This window comes from Mesorhizobium dulcispinae (genome assembly GCF_033977345.1).
GTDB classification, from domain to species: domain Bacteria; phylum Pseudomonadota; class Alphaproteobacteria; order Rhizobiales; family Rhizobiaceae; genus Mesorhizobium; species Mesorhizobium dulcispinae.
Genome location: NZ_JAVIIY010000008.1, coordinates 1 through 16,741 on the forward strand (window position 1 = coordinate 1; position 16,741 = coordinate 16,741).

Below are 16,741 nucleotides of genomic sequence, written 5' to 3' on the forward strand. Positions count from 1 at the left end.
GGACCACGATAGGCGAGCAGGGTCTCGCCGAGCGCACGCCCGACCTCTCGACGATCGTCCAGGAGATCGTCAATCGTTCGGGCTGGGCTGCGCTCAACGACATGGCGTTTGTGATCACCGGCACTGGCACTCGCACAGCCGACTCGTATGAGTACAACCCCGCCAGCGCGCCGCTCCTGCACATCGAATATACCTTGCCCGGGCCGCCCAGCGCTCCGGTGGCTTTCAACACGCCGCCCGATGCCGATCCCGCCACCAACCAGATCGCCGAGCTCGCCGCGGCCGGCGACCCTACAGGGATCACCGCTTCGGCCACCGATCCCGATGCGGGCTCGACGGTCACCTACAGCCTCGGTGACGCGCGCTTCGCCGTCGATGCCAGCACGGGCGTCATCACGCGCTCAGCCAATGGCACGCTCGACTTCGAGACCCAGCCGTCGATCAATCTGACCGTTACGGCAACCTCGTCGGACGGCAGCACGGCCAACCAGACCTTCACCCTCGCCGTCCTCGACAGTCCCGAACCGGTTGCCTTCAACACCCCGCCGGATGCCGACACGGCGACCAACCGAATCGCCCAGAACGCGGCCGCGGGCACGGCTATCGGCATCACCGCTTCGGCCTCGGATCCCGATGCCGGTTCGACGGTCACCTACACGATCGATGACACGCGCTTTGCCATCAATTCCAGCACCGGCGTCATCACGCGCTCGGCCACAGGGATGCTCAACGCGGCCTCGGAGCCATCTATCAACCTCCACGTCACTGCAACCTCGTCCGACGGGAGCATGGCCGGGCAGGACTATACGGTCAGCGTCGTGCCGACGACGACACCCCAAGTATTATACCGGTACGCGGTCTTTGGTGATTACGGCGACACCGATCTCTCCGGCGAGAAGGCGGTGTCGGCGATGGTCCATGCCTGGAACGTCGATTTCATTCTCACAATAGGCGACAACGTCTACGCACCGCAGGTACTGGACGCTGCGGTCGGCCAGCAATACCACGACTACATCGGCAATTATCAGGGCGCGTACGGAAGCGGCAGCTCCATCAACCGCTTCTTTCCAACGCTGGGCAACCACGAATACAACGAAGGCAACGTCACCAACTACCTGAACTATTTCACGCTGCCCGACAATGAGAGGTATTACGACTTCCAGGTCGGTCCGGTGCACTTCTTCGCTCTCAACAGCAACAAGCAGGAGCCGGATGGCCGCAGTTCTACTTCGGTGCAAGGCCATTGGGTGCAAAACCTTCTCGCGAATTCCGACGCGACCTTCAACGTCGCCTACTTCCATCACACGCCATTCAATCCGAGCGGCGGCAGCGCCATCATGCGGTGGCCCTTCGAGCAATGGGGCGTGGACGCGGTCTTTGCCGGCCACCAGCACAACTATTACCGGGAGAACAGGGACGACAACGGCGACGGTGTCTTTCTTCCCTACACGACCACCGGGCTCGGCGGCGCCGGTAAAAGCGTCCCCAACGTCGGCGCCAACCTGGTGACGGTCACCGACCAGGGCATGCTCATAGAGTTCTACAAGGTGAGCAGCTTCAATGGGACAACCGCAACCAGCACTCTCTTCGACTCCTACTTTGTCCCGACGCCGGCGGGCCGCGCCCCGACGATCGCCAATGGTGGCTACGTCCTGAACGGCACCGCCGGCGCCGACTATCTGTGGGGCCTGGGCGGAAACGACACGCTGAACGGCGGGCGCGGAAACGACATGCTGGTTGCCGGCAACCAGCACAACCTGTTCGTATTCGCTCGTGGTGACGGTCAGGACACGGTCATGAATTTCCTGCCCGGCGCCGGCACCGGCGATGTCCTCGATCTCAGAGCCTTTGGCATCTACAACAACAGCCAGTTCCAGCAGGTGGCCACGAACCAGGGCTCCAGTGTCGTGGCATCCCTAGGCGGCGGGGATCAGATCACGCTGACTGGCGTTCATGTGGATCAGTTCCACGACGACAACTTCCTGAGCACTCTGCTGCTCGCATAGCGCGTCTTTCGGCGGACACGCGGGCGCGGTCCATCCAGGCGCCAGGCTAGCCGCCGCCGACAAACAAATGCCCGGACCGCTCGTGGTGCGTACCGCGGGCGATCCGGGCTGAAAAAGTGACAGAGCCCTATGTCCTCAAAACGCTGCTTTCAGCGACCCCGATGGTCAGGCTTACGTCTGGCCGGGAGGGCCGTAGTGAATATGGTTCTTGTCACCCCAGCCATTGCCCGGGCGCCCTCCCGATTGGGCGATCGCCTTGGAGTTCAAGCTCGTGCCGAGCAGAAGCGTTATGGCCGGTGGGGTCACCGCCGCAAAACGCCCCGCCTTCTTGAGAAAGTCCCGGCGCGCCTGAGCCTCTGAGACCAGAGTTTCCTGTGTCCGTTCCGAGCGTTTTGTGCCTTCGGTTGGCATGGCAAAACCTCCCCACAAGCGTTTCAAAATTTCACGGAATTTACTCTATGCTTCCTGATACATGGGTACCAGTTCACCAAAAGGCTTAGATCTTCGCGCTTGGAAGCAAGAGCGTGCGAGCGACGCGACGCGCAAGATCGGACGAGCCTCCTCGCGCCGAGCAATCGGCACTTAGAAACCGCCGCGTTCCCCAAATTAGATTGCCGGCCAGGCGCAGCGGAGCGCCGATGATCGGGTGCGTTGCCGTGAAGACGCGCCTCCAGTGCTGGAACCGGACGATCGGGCGCCGTGCGCATCTTGCCGGGATCCTGGTTCCAAAGAAGTGATGCAAGGCCAACAGCTGGGTGTCGAGCGCATTGCGTGCGCTTCGATCCGACATGGATGCTTGCAGCGCCCTCCAATCCACATCGTCGCTCTCCGCCAATTGCGCCAGGTCATGAAGATGCCTGAGATCGATCCTTCCGCGCCAGTAATCCCCCTCCTTCAGAAGGTCGTGCACGATCCAGTGCAGGGCCCGGGACTGGGCAGGAGGAATATTCACCCGCAAACCGTCTCGCTGGACAGGCATAGCGGGTTCAAAGCCGCGCGCCCGGCGCGCCCGGAGTTCCAGCATTCCGGCGTCCTGCTGACGAGCCATGCCCCGGCCACCCGCCACCTCGATGTAGCCGAGCTCCTCAAGGCAGGCTTGGGCGGCCGCCTCTTCAGCCGGCTCCACGGCCAGATCGAGGTCGCTTGTCATCCTGCTGGGAGCCCGGCCGGCCGGCGAAAGGAACAAGGGAACAGCGCCCTTGAGCAGGAGCGGAACGATGCCGCGGCGATTAAGGGCCGCAACCGCTTCGAGCAGTTGGGCACGCAAGCGCAGGTTCCGCTCCCGATTGCAGTCGTGAACGAACCGAAGGTACTCGTACACGTCCTGCGGCAGCCGGTGGATCTGGCCGGCGCGCGCGAGTGATGAGAACAGGTCTGGTGTGAGCAGCGTGCGATTGGCCAGGGCGATCACAGCGTGCCAATCCGCCCTGCCGGACGGACTGCCGCGTAGTCCGGCGACCAACGCCTCGAGCGCGTTGCCCCTGCGCCTCATCGGCATGCCTTCGTGATCAGCTCTACCGCATCATCGAGCTTCGAATAGGTCAGGCAATAGGTGTCCGCTGATCCGATTACTTGGGTCAGAGCGTCGAAGGCGGCGCCGCTCAACTCTCGGCCGGGTGCGAACGCCCCGTTGAGCAGGACGCGCAACGCGCTGGCCGGGTCGACCGGCTCCAGGCAAGCTTTCGCGTCGCGACCTCGACGAAGCTGGATCACACAGCCGATCGGTATGGGAGACGGCGGCGCGACATCGCTCGGCACCGCAAAGCGAACACGCCTGCCGTCCGGTCGGCGACAGACCGGCACAGCATCGAGATCGGGGTAGTGTTCGGCCAGAAGCGGCCATGCTCCCGCCTTGACCGCGGGAGCGAACGGCAGACCAACGCCGTGCCCACGGGAGTCCAGCAGCGTAACATCGTCAGACGCAAAACCGAACCCTGCGTGGACCAGCGCCAGGGTCAGTGTCGTCTTGCCCGCGCCCGGCTTGCCGCAAAGAAGCACGATGCGTTCATGTCGGAGAAGCGCGGCCGCGTGCAGGGCAAGTTCGTAGGCGCCGCGATCGAGCACCTCGATCAGCAATTGCCCTTTCAGCATGACGGGCAGCTCGTCGGGCGCGCAAGAGAGAATCCAGTCGCCATCGCGGAACAGATGAACGCGCCCTTCGCGCTCGACCAGTTGAAGCAGAACGTCGGCCCTCTCGCTTCGCACTTCGAGATGCCGAAACACGGCGATCGCGGGAAAGGCGCAGGCAGCCGGATAGTCGAGGCGCATCTTAAGGCCCGCAATGGCGACCATCTGGCTCACAGCCCCTTGAGCCGGCGCAGACAACGGGGCGTGCGGCCGTATCAGGCTCAACCGCTGCCAATCCCTCAGCGCGGCCTCGACGTGCTTGTTTGCCTCGAGCCTATCAACGCCAGCGCGCGCCATCTCGGCCGAGATGGCGTCCAGCGGCATGCCTCCTTCCAGGGAGCGCCAAATCTCGGCGGCAGTATCGTTGACGGCGAAAATGGCCTGCCGGGACGGGCTGAACAGGATATTTTGCTCCCTGACGCGAGCCAGCCGCCCCTGGATCACAAACGTCGCACGGCTGTGAGCGGCAGGGCCTGGCCCCACCGTTCTGTTAACCGCCTCGTGGTGATTCATCGGGATGGCCCCTCCCCGTCCGCCGAAACGTGGCGACGGTCCAAGCTGCAAAGCATTTCCGAGGACGGAATGATCGGCGAGACCCGCCGACGGGTGCGACTTCTCACAGCGCCTCGTCGGAGAATCGGGCCACGTTCTGATGTGCCGCGACCCACTGGAGATGCGCCTTGTTCCAGTACTCGCGCGCGTCAGCCCCCGTCAGCACCCTGAAACCGGACGGCGGCATCGGCAATGCCGGCGGGATTGGCTCGTCGGGCAGCCACAGCAACAAATTGTCCCGGCTTTCGATGGCCAGCCGCCAGGTCCTTTCCAGGCGGCGGAACCCGCGCATGTTTGCCGAAGCCAATGCAAAAACCGATCCCGTGATCCTCAGCCTCGGTGACTGATCGACGGCCTTGATCGGCGCCTGATGCGTGACTTCGCCCTTCGAGAGAAAGGCGTGCATACGGATGAGGGTTCGGTCGATCAGCACGGTTTGCCCAGTTCCGTCCCGGTCGTTTGACGCAGGATCCACGCTGATCCCCGAGAAACATCCGTCGAACAGGCAATCTTCGACGGTGCCGCTGAGGAGGTAATCGTTCTCCACCGCGTCATCCCTGACTTCGCTGAACCAGCACCCTTTTAGGCGAAAGCCGTCGGCCTGCTCGGCGAAACGGACGGCGTCCCAGCAGCGCCGTACACGGACCCCTTCTATTGTCGCATTGTCGGTTCCGTCCCTGACCAGCAGAGCCGCGCTGTTGCAGTAGGTATCCCGCCAATCGGAGGTCAGCGGCACCTGGCCGTCGATGCGACCTCCGATGAAGCGAACGCCGGGGCAATTGCGGATGACGACTGGATAGCGATTGACCGGCAAGGTCCCTTCGTCGCAGCCCATCATCGCGCTGGGTTCGGTGTTTCTGCTGTTGGCAACTATAAAGGAAGCATTCCGAGCGTCGATTGTTGCTCCGGCTTCGAGATTCCGGATCGTTTGCTGCTCGTAGCCATGCTCGCCTGTCAGAACGAGCTGCTTGCCCCTCGGCGTCTGCCCGCCCTCCGCCAGGCACGAGCCCGGCAGCAGGGCGAACATGGGAGACAAGCCAGCAAGGCCCATGAATGAACGGCGGTCTATTCTCATGCTGTTTGACCGGGAGAATCACATAGCCGATGCCGGTCGAGACAGGCCAAAAGCACCGCCTCGAGAGCTCTTTCGGCCACGTCCTCGGGCGAGGCAAATCTTTCGACATCGACCGCTGCCAGCACGCCGATATGATCTTCCGTTCCCATTCCCTGCTCAAGCGTGGCCGCCATCTCGCGACAGGCACGATCCGCCGCCGACCAGAGGTCAGGATCGCTGTCCGGAGATGTGCGTTGCAGCCGCGAGGACTGGTCGCCCCTGGTCAGGAGCCGGTCTCTGGCGATGCCGGTCTCGCTGCGCAGGTAGACAAAGATCATGTCATGTATCCCAATGGCAGAAAGCATATCCAGCCAATTCTCGGACGTTTTTCGACATCTGCTCTTCAGCAATACGGACCAGAATCCCTGCAGCAGCCCCTGATCCAGTATAATTATCGAATTTCTTCTTGACCTCTCATGCTGGACAAATGCGACCACGCCAATAAGGTTCCAGACAAGCCTGAAAGCATCGAAGCGCGAAACTTGCCTGCTTTCGATAACGAAGCGGACAATTCGAGCAAGCAACGAGCGAAACTCACGATCCAGGAATCGAGGGGCGACGACGCCGATCCTATATATCTGCCTCGCGATGAATGTTCTTCCTTCCGACGCCATTCGCACGTCGCCCACCAGCGGGCCACACCGTCGCAAGCTGTTCGCCAGTAGCCTGGAGGTGGTTGTCTTTCCGACCCCGGGCAGACCAAAGAACTCGACAAATCGAATGTCTGTTCTCAGCGCGCGCGCTTCGACGCTTGGCGGCAGGCTTGCCGCCAGATCACCAACCGTGTGCGAAGTCATTGGATTTCAGGCAGGAAAGTGGGTTTTTGGTAAACCGGAGAAACCAGGACGAATTTCTTCCTTCCTGATTTTTAATGTTGCAATAGCTGAGATCCGACCCTGACGTATAGCGGTGGATTTTTGCTTGAGGCCACCTGCAACGATCGCTGCATGCCGCGGTAGAATATGAGCAAAGCCAGCGGTAGCCAGAAGAAGGCCGCGGTTGATGGACCGAAGGAATCGCTCATCTGGTTGGCGACTAAGTAGTTCCATACGGCAACCGATGTTCCGAGCACCATGACATTCACTTCCGTCGCTTGTTCGCCTCTGCCCCTGTCGACCAATGTGTGAAGAACGGCGCTGATCAGATACCCGACCACCAGCACCACGATGACCAACACCAAGACCAAGCCGGGCACTCCCAGCGTTCTAAAATAGTCGATGAACAGGTTATGGCTATGCGGAGCGATGTCTTGCACCCACTGCCCTGCCCCCACGCCCATGAACGGATGCGCCAGGCCGAGATCGATCGATATGGACCACAGTCGTTGCCGAGACACGATCGAATGTGCCTCACCGCCGGAAAGCTGAAGTGAGAGCAGCTTGTAAGCTCGCGGATTTAGGAACTGCAACGTCGCCAAGCTCGCCTGGAATAATATCGGGGCGGCAACCATCCCCGCGATCACTGTTACTGGACGCTGCTTCCTTATCACCAGATAGAGGCTGTATAGCCCGAAGAATGTGCCGAGACCGACGACGCCAAGGACGAAATTCGTCTTGGATCCCGATTTGACCAAACCCAGCAATCCCGCGAGGAGGCAACCCGAAAGGAGGATTCGGTGCCTTCGAGAAGCGACGAGCTTCGCAGCGACAAGCGGCAGACCGGCCGACAAGGCAATTCCGAGCTGGTTTGCGTGCTTGAAATAGCCTTCCGCCCGATCGGCGAATCGAGCATCGCCCAGCCCGACAGTGACAAGGCAGGATGTAACTGCAACCATGATGACCATGGCCATCCCGATCCTGTCGATTGCCTCGAACCCCCTGGGCCTCGCGGCGATCACTGCAATCGTTGGAATAATGGCGAAACCGAACACCTGCGCGAAGACCGCGCGCATCGTCCTGATCGGATTGTCCGCGTAAAGCGCCGACAGCAGGGACAGGATCATGATGAACGCAGACATCGTCAGCACTGCCGACGCCAGGGCCGCATCGGTCCGATGAAGGCGTCTTGTCGTTTCGGCGTACGGAACGATGCTCAGCACGGCGCAAAACAAAGCAAGCAAAAAGGAAAGCGAGCCGTCGGTACCGGCTATCCGGGTGGCGCCGGGGAACCATATCGAAACGATAAGCAAAAGAATGGATGTCTGCAGCATGGGTGGACATCACGCCGAAAGCGCTATGCAGCAACTGCACGCCAATGCGGGATTCAAGGCGCGCTGCCGCACCGCGGGTGAATACTCCGCGTACCTATTTCATCAGCAGCGTAGGCGCAGCGGGAGGACAAGGAAATGAGCGAAAAAGCGTCATTGGGACAAGGTGTCCTACGCCTTTTGTGCAAGCGGCTGAGGTGCAGCGATTCCCCTGTGCCTGGTCGAGAGCCGGTCAGGCAGCGCAGCCGGGATTGGCTGTTGGTACGGATTCGCAGATATGGGAGACTTGGGCTCGGCACACCGAGTCTTCCACACCACAGGAGATCGCCGTGCTTTGGGGTCTTGTCGCCGTTGGCGCGATCGGCATTTTGCTCGGATTTCGCGTTCGGGCACCGGCGCTCATCGTCATGACCGCCGTGATTGTCGTGGTCGGCGCTGTTGCAGGCGGCATCGGCAGCTTGTTCGATTGGGACCGTCTGCTTTCGATCCTGCTTTTCGTTGTCACGCTGCAATGCGCCTACCTGCTCGGCGTCTTCCTTGGCGTCGTGTGGCGCCGCACCATGACCCATGAGCAATGACGAACCGCGGCTGCCATCGCCTCTCCGGCGCCGGGCCTGTTCGACGCGGCCATGCAGCCAAGGTCGCTGCCTTGCCCGGCAGTCAGGACGCATGATCGAATCTCATCACGGCGAAGACCGTCCGGATGAGAATGACGACATCGGCCCATATGGACCAGTTTCGCACATAGCGGCTGTCGATAGAGACACGGCTGGGGTAATCTATTGCGTCCCTGCCCGTCACCTGCCACGCGCCGGTCAGCCCGGGCCGGGTTCGAAGGTAATCGATCGCACAGGCGCCGTAACGTTGCAGTTCGTCGGGGACGACCGGTCGAGGCCCGACGCAGCTCATGTCGCCGCGCAGCACGTTGATGAGCTGAGGCAACTCATCCAGGCTCGACTTCCTGAGGATGTGCCCCAGGAATGTGATGCGCGGATCGTTCTTGAACTTCAAATTCCGCTCCCACTCCTTGGCGGCTTCGGGATTGCTCGCAAGATAGTCGGCCAGAACCTGCTGGGAGTTGGCGACCATGGTCCTGAACTTGTAGCAGGCGAAACGCCTGCCGTTGAAGCCGACCCGGGTGTGGGAGAATATCGCCGGTCCACCGTCGGTCACCAATATCAAGAGGGCAACCACAAGCATGATCGGCGCGGCAAGGACAAGTGCGACCGATGCCACGGTCACGTCCATGATCCTCTTGCGCCGCCCCCCAAGCGGACGGTGGTTCTGGCCGACGCGGATGCCGGGCCTGCGGGAGTTCATGTCGAATGCGCTGATTGTCATGAGCGTCGCCACGAAATACGGCTGGTTTCAACATTTCACTTCACAGCGGCGGGTCATTCCGGGCAAGAACCGCAAAGGAGGTAGCGCCGTATCCGGCGCCGGGTACCCCCTTAGCCTGATCCGCGCAGTGCCGGCGCGGTGTCGATAAGCCTTCTGATCAAACGACGTATCACCGGGCACCCGTTTTCTGCAGTAGCGGTTCGGGCAAGTTCGACTGTATTGCGTGATCGATGAATTGGAACTGGTTCGGCTACGGGCGGGTCAAGAGCGCGGACTAAATTCGGGCCCGAACTCTCGTGGCGAGGATGCTGAGAGAATGTCGGGGCCCACCTTTGCCGAATTCGCAACCCGGCAAAGCCGTGTGGCAATGCAATGCGTTAAAAGCATGCGCGTCGCGTCCGGACGAGATCCGACGGGACAGGTCTTCGGCGCAAAGGAATGCCAGCCTGCCTGACAGTGGAGAGCACGCAACGTGGCGCCCGTTCTGAAGCCTTGGTCCCGTGATTTCCCCGCAAGACCGGCCGCGCGTCATGCTCCCGAGATCGACCGTGCGGAAACACTTGCCGTCGTGCGCAAGCAGATAGCTTTGCTCGACCTCGATCTCTCCGGCCTCACCGTGGTGGTCGGCGCGGCGACAGGCTACCACGCGGTGGCTGCGACCGCAGCAGCGCTCGCCGATGCCGACCGCGTCGTTGCGCTCACTCGCGTATCCTCCAGACATCCGAGCCTGGCGGCAGCCGCAGATGCGACGTTGGCATTTGCCGGATACGCCAAGGTTGCCGAACGCGTGGAAGTGACAAACCGCATCGAAAGTCGCAAATGGCAGGACGTCGACATCATCACGAATTGTCCCCAGGTCGGGCCGATTTCGAGATCGCTCATCGAACTCCTGCCCTCTCATGCGGTTGTTTCACTCATGGCTGAACCTTGGGAGCTCCGGCCAGGCGTTTTGGACTTTGACGCCTGTGACGAGGCCGGCATCAAGGTTGCGGCTCCAAATCTCAGCCACCCGGCCATAGGCCTGCTGCCGGAATTCGCGCGCTTATGCCGGGTCTTGCTGGACGATGCCGGCGTTGATCAGCGCGCCTCGAGGTTCGCCATCGTCTGCGACACGCCCTGCGCGCCATTCCTCGAGCATATGATCGCCGAGCGTGGGGCAAGAGTGAGTGTCTTTTCGCATCCGGTGCTCCTGACGGACGAGGCATGGGAGGTGATCATCGTGGCGATGCGGCCCTCCACCAAACCGCCAATGGACATCAATAGCCTGGGCCGTATCGCCAGGAGATCGCGCCATACGCTGCTGGTGCAGTTCAGCGGCGGGATCGACCGCTCGGCCGCCAGCTATTTCGGCCTCAGGGTTTGGCCGCCGAAGCGTCCCAACCGCGGCGAACTGGGCCTGCCGCTCGACATACTCGGAGCGGCTCCGGTGATCCGCAGACTGACGGGAGGCCTGAAGGCCGCCGAAGCCGCATATCGTGGTGCGGCGTTGGGCGGAGACAGCGTTGGATTTCTCGTGAAGACAGGATTCGAGATGCTCGACCGGGAACATGCCTGACACCAGCCGAGCATATCCGTTTCACGGACCCGGAGGGACCGCCGACTTCTGAACCGCGTGGGAACGGCGGACCTGAAACAGGTCCGCAGTTCCGTCGAGGCATTGTCGCGCCCGGTCGTTTTGTCGCCGGGTGCTGTGCTGGGCAGCCTTCAAAGCATCATCTGTCTAAGCTTGTAGGCTACTTCCGTGCGGTTCGTAGCTTTCAACTTTTTCATGATGTTGCGGATATGGACTTTGACGGTGCTCTCGCAGAGGTTGAGCTCATAGGCAATGATCTTGTTGGCCTTGCCTTTCCTGAGCGCCTCCACGACCGCGGCCTCGCGTAAGGTGAACATGCCGGCAAGCGGCCGAGCCCCGTTTGCGGTCGAATGGATGATCTCGCGAAGCGCCAGCACGCAGCTGGCGGGCACGAAGATTCCTCCCGCGCGGGCGAGACCGATGGCCTCGGCGGCGACCTTCACCTTCACGCTTGTGGGAATGTAGCCGCGGGCGCCGCATTCGAGAGCCGCAAGAATCTCCCCTGGCTCGTCGGAATCCACCACGACGATTACAGGTACGGCGCCAACCTCGGAGATGAGGTGCACAAGTTCCGCCCGAACGCTTTGGTCGGTAACCTTTCTGGCTCCGAGAATAACGAGGATCGCGGAAGCCTCCGCCCCGCCGTCCACGTGCTGGATCTCGTCAAGAGATCCCACGGCGCTCACGCGCAAAGCGGGATTGTGTTCGATAAGGCCTCGAGCAAGACATTCGCGCTCGAGCGCTCGCTTGTCGACAATTACCACCAGGCCGTCGGTCGGATGTTCTTCTTCTAGCTCGGGCGTGCCAAGCCCATTCACGTCCGTCAGATGCCCGTTCTGTAACCCTGTCGCTTCCTTCCAAATGGAAATTTGAGGGTGTCCCATCGCCTTATTTACTCCTCTCCGCCGCCGACTTTTGCTCTCTCCCCCTTTATATCTTGGCACCCATGCAGGGCATCGTCAGAGGCATGAACTGATACGCTCGTTTACCGTGTGTCGGGCAACTGGCTGCTAAGTGAGGAATAGATTCAAGGAGTAGTGCATACGCCGGCCCAACCCACGGACGTATGGCACCCCCGCTCCATTGAGGTAATCCAACCTCGAATACATACTACGATGCTGTGGAAAAGGTGCATTAATCCCGGTTAACAATTTGGTAATTATATCTTAGGTGGCTAATATGTCCGAAAGGATGACAACCTAAAATTGCTCAGGCGCAATTCAGCACCTAAAAGCTGCGCGCTAGCCGTCTCGACCGCAGAGTGGGGATTTGCGGTTTGGCGGAAATGGCACCACAATTCTAGGAAAAACATTGACCTCGACTGCCAGCGTCCCCCACCCAACCGCTGCAGCCGGGGTTCTTTTTTGGCCGGCAACTCGAACAAGAACCCCGCTCCAGACGCCCCCCGTCGTCGAGCAATTCCAGGAAAAGTGTGTAACGGTTAGGCTCGGTGACTTCGCCGTAGCCCTCCGTCCGGAATTGCGTAAAAACAAAGAGATAGAGCGGTTCGCCGTTTCCATGAAACGGTGAAACGCTCCAGCGCGACGCATTGCCAAGTCGTATGTGCCGGCGCTTATGGCGGTGCACGGCATGGTCGTCGATAGTCTCGCCACGCGGGAAGCGACCCGGGGCCCTTCCTGCCATTTTGAGCTATGAACTCTGCCACGCAGTAAATGCCAGGCCTATCGCAAGCGCCATTGTTCCGTAGAGAACCGGCAGGGTCTTGGCGCTTATGCCGACCCGCAGCAGGGTGTGGCCGAGGTGGTCCGTGCCGCCGATCCAGGGTCGCCGTCCCAGCCGCAAGCGGCGGATGATGACGAATATCGCGTCGATCAGCGGGATAGCAAGCCACGCCAGCGAGGGGCCGAAACCTCGTTCGGAAGCCTGAAGCACGATTGCCGCGCCGAGCAGAAGACTGCCGCTGTCGCCCATGAAGACACGTGCGGGCGGATAGTTGAAACAAAGAAACCCGGCGCACGCCCCCGCGGCGGCCAGTCCGCTATTGCCGCCGAGACCGAGAAAGGCGGCCGCGATCGTGCTCGCGGCCAGGCCGTCGGCGTGATCGAGCATGTTGACCGCGTTGCAGGCTATCCAAATCACGATCGGCACCCACCATACGCCTGTTACGATGCCGGCAAGGATTGCGGCAGCGGCCAACGCCGCAGCCTTGTGCGCGGGCGAAAGGGATCGGATGTCGTCGAGAGCCCCGACCAGGCAGAAAACAGACAATAAGACGATATGACTGATCGGAAGCCACGGGGCCATGGCAATCAGAAAGGCCGGGCCCGCCAGCCGCGGAATCTCGCCCGATGTGTGCCAGCGGTCGCTCTTGACCTTGGAGACTGCCCCGATGCGCCCCGCCAGACGCGCAAACAGCCAGACGCAGGGAACTGCAATGAGCAGGGCCCCGATGAACGGGACCAATGGTTCAAGTGTCAAGCCATCACTCGTTCGGTACGCATATGCTCGATGCAGTCGGCAATCGTCTGCCTCGTGCTTCGCACCGGGCGCCAGCCTGTCATTCCGGTCAAAAGACTTGTGTCCGGCACGCGATCGTAGGTTACGGCGAACCTCTCGCCATAGACCGCGTTGGAAGGTTTCATGACGATCGGCGCGTCCGTCCTGGCCGCTTCGACCACCATCTTTGCAAGGTTGCCGATCTGCATCGCCTCGCTGCCGCCCAGATTGACCGGCCGCCCCCGCAAGGATCGGCATTGCATGACGAGCAGCAACCCTTCCGCGGCGTCGGCGACATGCAGGAATGCCCGCCTCTGCTCGCCGTCGTCGTGCACAACGAGCGGCTCGCCCCGCAAGGCTGCGTTGACGAAGACCGGCAACACCAGGCCGGTCGCCGGGCGCTGCCGCGGCCCGGCCATGTTGAATGGCCGCACGATCCAGGTCGGGATGCCGAAATCGAAGAACAGTCCAGCGACCAGATGCTCGACCGCCGCCTTGGCCGCGGCGTAGCCCCATCGCGGCCGCAGATCCGTCATCACGGGATCGGCCTCGCTGATCGGGCGGTCGCGGCCGGAGCCGTAGACTTCCGAGCTTGAGGTGTAAAGCAGCGGGCGCCGGTGCAGCCGACATGCTTCGACGATCGCGCTGCCCGACTCAAGAATGCCGCTGGTGACCGCAAAACGTTCCTTGTGGGCGCGCTGAACGCCGATCGGGCTCGCCAGATGGAACACGGCGTCGGCCTGGCCGACCTCGTCGTGGACGGCCGCATTGAAGGCCGGATCACCAACCCTGAAGGTACGGATCGTCAGACGGGGATGATTGGCCGGGAGATTGCGCAGCGAGCCGTTCGAGAGATCGTCGATAACGGTTACGCTGCAATTGCGGGCAAGCAGCAAATCGACCAGCGCCGACCCGACAAAGCCTGCGCCGCCGGTAACCAAAACATGCGTCCGCGGGCCGAATTCGACCATGTCCGCGCTATGGTTGTCCAAAGTTGCCGCCCTCCAGAATGACCCGTGGCCTCGCAACACACGGGACAGCCTTTCTATACAGTCAAGAACACGGGGAACAACTCGTTTTTCTATCAAGCGAGCGAGTTTTCGTCGCCCTCGATATACCAACGAATAAACACCACACCCGATAGGTGCCAAGAGCCACACGCCGCGGCGGCGGCGAACTGATTCTGCCACATACCTGCCACTGTGTAGGTTTTCGCCGTTCGAGCGCGAAATGAATTGTGGGGGTATCCCCATGTTTCTCGCAGTTTTTAACCGTAGGAACATGCTAATTCTCGAATGGATTGGCCGAGTTGTCGTGTCCACAAATTGTCGAGCTCATATCGAAGTCCACGATCGACTCTTGGGGTGTAATCGGGCTACGAGACGCAGCGGATACCTCCGGGGAGAGTTGTGAAGTTCGACTATCGGCCCGACGTCGACGGCTTGCGCGCGATTGCGGTGATCGCCGTCATTCTTTTCCATTTCGGCGTACCCGGTTTCCGGGGAGGATTCGTCGGCGTTGATATCTTCTTCGTCATCTCTGGTTACTTGATCACGCGACTTCTGGTCGCCGAGGGCCGCGAACTATCGCTTATCGAATTCTATGGCCGGCGCATGCGCCGAATCCTGCCGGCAATGCTGATGGTGATCACATTGTCGCTCGCCGCCGGCTGGTTCCTGCTGCTGCCGGGCGACTATTCCAGCCTGGGACGGAGCGCCGCTTTTTCCGCTGCAGGCCTCGGGAACTATTACTTCCTCTGGAACACGGGCTATTTCGATCGTGAGGCGACGCTCCTGCCGCTCCTGCATCTTTGGTCGCTCGGCGTAGAGGAGCAGTTCTATCTCGTGTGGCCGGCTCTGTTGATGGCTGCCAGCCGCCTGACGCGAGGCCGCCAGTCACCGACCATAGCGGCGATCTGTCTCGTCGCGGTGGCCAGCTTTTCAATCGCCCTGCACTTGGTGGCGGTCGATCCAAAGCAAGCGTTCTATGGTCCCTTCAGCCGGGCCTGGGAACTGGCGCTAGGCGGCCTGCTGGTATTTGTTCCGCTAGTCGGTCGCCGAATCACTTCCGAAGCGTTCGGCCTGCTCGGCCTTTGCCTGATAGCCGGCAGCATCATATGGCTATCGGCAAGCCAGCCCTTCCCGGGACTGAGCGCGCTCGCCCCGGTGATCGGCGCGGTGTTGCTCATCTGGCCGCGCTCGCACTCGATGGTGGGTGCGGCTCTTTCCAGCCGGCCGCTGCGATTCACCGGGAAGATTTCCTACAGCCTGTATCTCTGGCATTGGCCGATCCTGGTCTTCTTCCGTCACTACGCCGGCGGCGTAATGCCGACAGCGGTCGAAGGGTCGGTCCTCGTCGCAGCAGCATGGATGATGGCCTATCTATCTTGGCGATTCGTCGAAGAACCCCTTCACCGTCTGCGAGCACCCCCGCTTAGAACACTCATGGCTGGCGCAACCGCCGCGCTGGCGGTTGGTCTGAGCGGCGATTCAATCTTCGAAGCCGGTGGCATTACCAGCAGAATTCCGAAAGAAGCTGAGGCGATGCGCAGCCTCGACGTGATGTGGGACTGGCAATGTCCGCAGTTGATCAAGATCGACGAACTGGGCAGCACGTTCTGCGCCTTCGGGGCACGCTGGGACAAGGCCAGGCATCGCGGTATTGTTTGGGGCGACAGTCATGCAGAGCATATGGCGCCGTTGCTTGATGTTGTGGGACAGCGTGAGGATACAGGCTTCATCCTCTATCGAGCTTGCCCGGCGGCTTTGGGAGAGGGTGTCCATCGCAACAATCCTAAAGAGCCGACTTACCAAGAGGACTGCGCTTCTTCACGCAAGTCCGCCGTTGCACTGCTTGCGCGGCGATCCGATATCGACATCGTTGTTCTTGCTTCTGCTTGGACAACCCTTGCTAACACAGATCTCGTTGCTGATGATGGACGGCAAGCAGACAAAGTCCAGCTGGTGCGTGACGGATTGCAAAGCCTTATTAAGGAAATCGACACGCGTGATCGGCGTATTGGCATTATCGGCCAAGTTCCGGGGTCGGGTGTCGATCTAACATTCTGCGCCGCAATGCGGGAGAGCAGCATTCTGAGACGTTGTTCCACCGAGATCGACAGCAAGGTAATCCTGACTGCATGGGCGCCGATGGTGACGGCCCTCAAATCGCTGGCGGAACAAGCCAGGGTCTTCTTCGTCGATCCGCTGAAGGGTATGTGCCCGGACGGACGCTGCGTCGCCTATGTCAATGACGAGATGATCTACCGCGATGGATCGCACCTACGCAGGAATCTGACGCCTGCCACCAACGACGCCCTGGCCCGGATGATGGGCCTTTACCCAGCTATTGGCAGTACTCAAAGCCGAATATCGGCTGCCGCCAGCGATTAAGTCAGTTGATTCGTGGGGTTTCTGTTGAAGCCG

At 61.0% G+C, this 16,741-nt stretch carries 14 protein-coding genes; 4 read left to right on the plus strand and 10 right to left on the minus strand.

Annotated features, from left to right (window positions below; translation table 11 throughout):
* The coding region (locus tag RFN30_RS18120; protein ID WP_320263455.1) for a metallophosphoesterase at window positions 1–2,006 on the plus strand (2,006 nt) is incomplete at its 5' end.
* 171 nt (window positions 2,007–2,177) lie between these two features.
* Here RFN30_RS18120 and RFN30_RS18125 read toward each other — a convergent pair.
* The 6 genes from RFN30_RS18125 to RFN30_RS18150 form a co-directional block, all read right to left on the minus strand.
* Window positions 2,178–2,417 (minus strand): hypothetical protein, encoded by a 240-nt coding sequence (locus RFN30_RS18125; protein ID WP_320263735.1) that lies wholly within the window; start codon window positions 2,415–2,417, stop codon window positions 2,178–2,180.
* Between the two features lie 85 nt (window positions 2,418–2,502).
* Window positions 2,503–3,504, minus strand: coding sequence for a nucleotidyltransferase family protein (locus RFN30_RS18130; RefSeq protein ID WP_320263456.1), 1,002 nt, complete (start codon window positions 3,502–3,504; stop codon window positions 2,503–2,505).
* The gene (locus RFN30_RS18135) at window positions 3,495–4,646 is read right to left on the minus strand and encodes a PqqD family peptide modification chaperone (protein WP_320263457.1); all 1,152 of its coding nucleotides are present in this window, start codon (window positions 4,644–4,646) and stop codon (window positions 3,495–3,497) included. Before RFN30_RS18135 ends, RFN30_RS18130 begins: the two co-directional genes overlap by 10 nt.
* Before the next feature lie 103 nt (window positions 4,647–4,749).
* Window positions 4,750–5,712 carry a hypothetical protein gene (locus tag RFN30_RS18140; RefSeq protein ID WP_320263458.1) on the minus strand — a complete coding sequence of 321 codons (963 nt, stop codon included), beginning with the start codon at window positions 5,710–5,712 and terminating at the stop codon, window positions 4,750–4,752.
* Window positions 5,713–5,756: 44 nt separating this feature from the next.
* Window positions 5,757–6,596: a hypothetical protein gene (locus RFN30_RS18145; RefSeq protein WP_320263459.1), complete on the minus strand. Its 840-nt coding sequence runs from the start codon at window positions 6,594–6,596 to the stop codon at window positions 5,757–5,759.
* A 71-nt stretch (window positions 6,597–6,667) separates the two neighbouring features.
* Window positions 6,668–7,948, minus strand: coding sequence for an O-antigen ligase family protein (locus RFN30_RS18150; protein WP_320263460.1), 1,281 nt, complete (start codon window positions 7,946–7,948; stop codon window positions 6,668–6,670).
* 326 nt (window positions 7,949–8,274) lie between these two features.
* On the opposite strand from RFN30_RS18150, the gene RFN30_RS18155 reads away from it, so the two are divergent.
* On the plus strand, window positions 8,275–8,523 hold the full coding sequence (locus RFN30_RS18155) for a hypothetical protein (RefSeq protein WP_320263461.1): 249 nt from the start codon (window positions 8,275–8,277) through the stop codon (window positions 8,521–8,523).
* A gap of 82 nt (window positions 8,524–8,605) precedes the next feature.
* On the opposite strand, the gene RFN30_RS18160 is transcribed toward RFN30_RS18155, so the two are convergent.
* Entirely contained in the window at window positions 8,606–9,286 is a 681-nt protein-coding gene (locus RFN30_RS18160) for a sugar transferase (protein ID WP_320263462.1), read from the minus strand.
* A gap of 586 nt (window positions 9,287–9,872) precedes the next feature.
* On the opposite strand from RFN30_RS18160, the gene RFN30_RS18165 reads away from it, so the two are divergent.
* Window positions 9,873–10,841 carry a DNA-directed RNA polymerase subunit omega gene (locus RFN30_RS18165; protein WP_320263463.1) on the plus strand — a complete coding sequence of 323 codons (969 nt, stop codon included), beginning with the start codon at window positions 9,873–9,875 and terminating at the stop codon, window positions 10,839–10,841.
* A gap of 149 nt (window positions 10,842–10,990) precedes the next feature.
* On the opposite strand, the gene RFN30_RS18170 is transcribed toward RFN30_RS18165, so the two are convergent.
* From RFN30_RS18170 to RFN30_RS18180, 3 genes are all read right to left on the minus strand, one after another.
* Entirely contained in the window at window positions 10,991–11,743 is a 753-nt protein-coding gene (locus RFN30_RS18170) for a helix-turn-helix transcriptional regulator (protein ID WP_320263464.1), read from the minus strand.
* Window positions 11,744–12,509: 766 nt separating this feature from the next.
* Window positions 12,510–13,298, minus strand: coding sequence for an undecaprenyl/decaprenyl-phosphate alpha-N-acetylglucosaminyl 1-phosphate transferase (locus RFN30_RS18175; protein ID WP_320263465.1), 789 nt, complete (start codon window positions 13,296–13,298; stop codon window positions 12,510–12,512).
* Entirely contained in the window at window positions 13,295–14,308 is a 1,014-nt protein-coding gene (locus tag RFN30_RS18180) for an NAD-dependent epimerase/dehydratase family protein (RefSeq protein ID WP_320263466.1), read from the minus strand. The genes RFN30_RS18175 and RFN30_RS18180 overlap by 4 nt, the downstream gene beginning before the upstream one ends.
* A 417-nt stretch (window positions 14,309–14,725) precedes the next feature.
* Between RFN30_RS18180 and RFN30_RS18185 the strand changes: the two genes are divergently transcribed.
* Window positions 14,726–16,708, plus strand: coding sequence for an acyltransferase family protein (locus RFN30_RS18185; RefSeq protein WP_320263467.1), 1,983 nt, complete (start codon window positions 14,726–14,728; stop codon window positions 16,706–16,708).
* Window positions 16,709–16,741 lie beyond the last annotated feature (33 nt).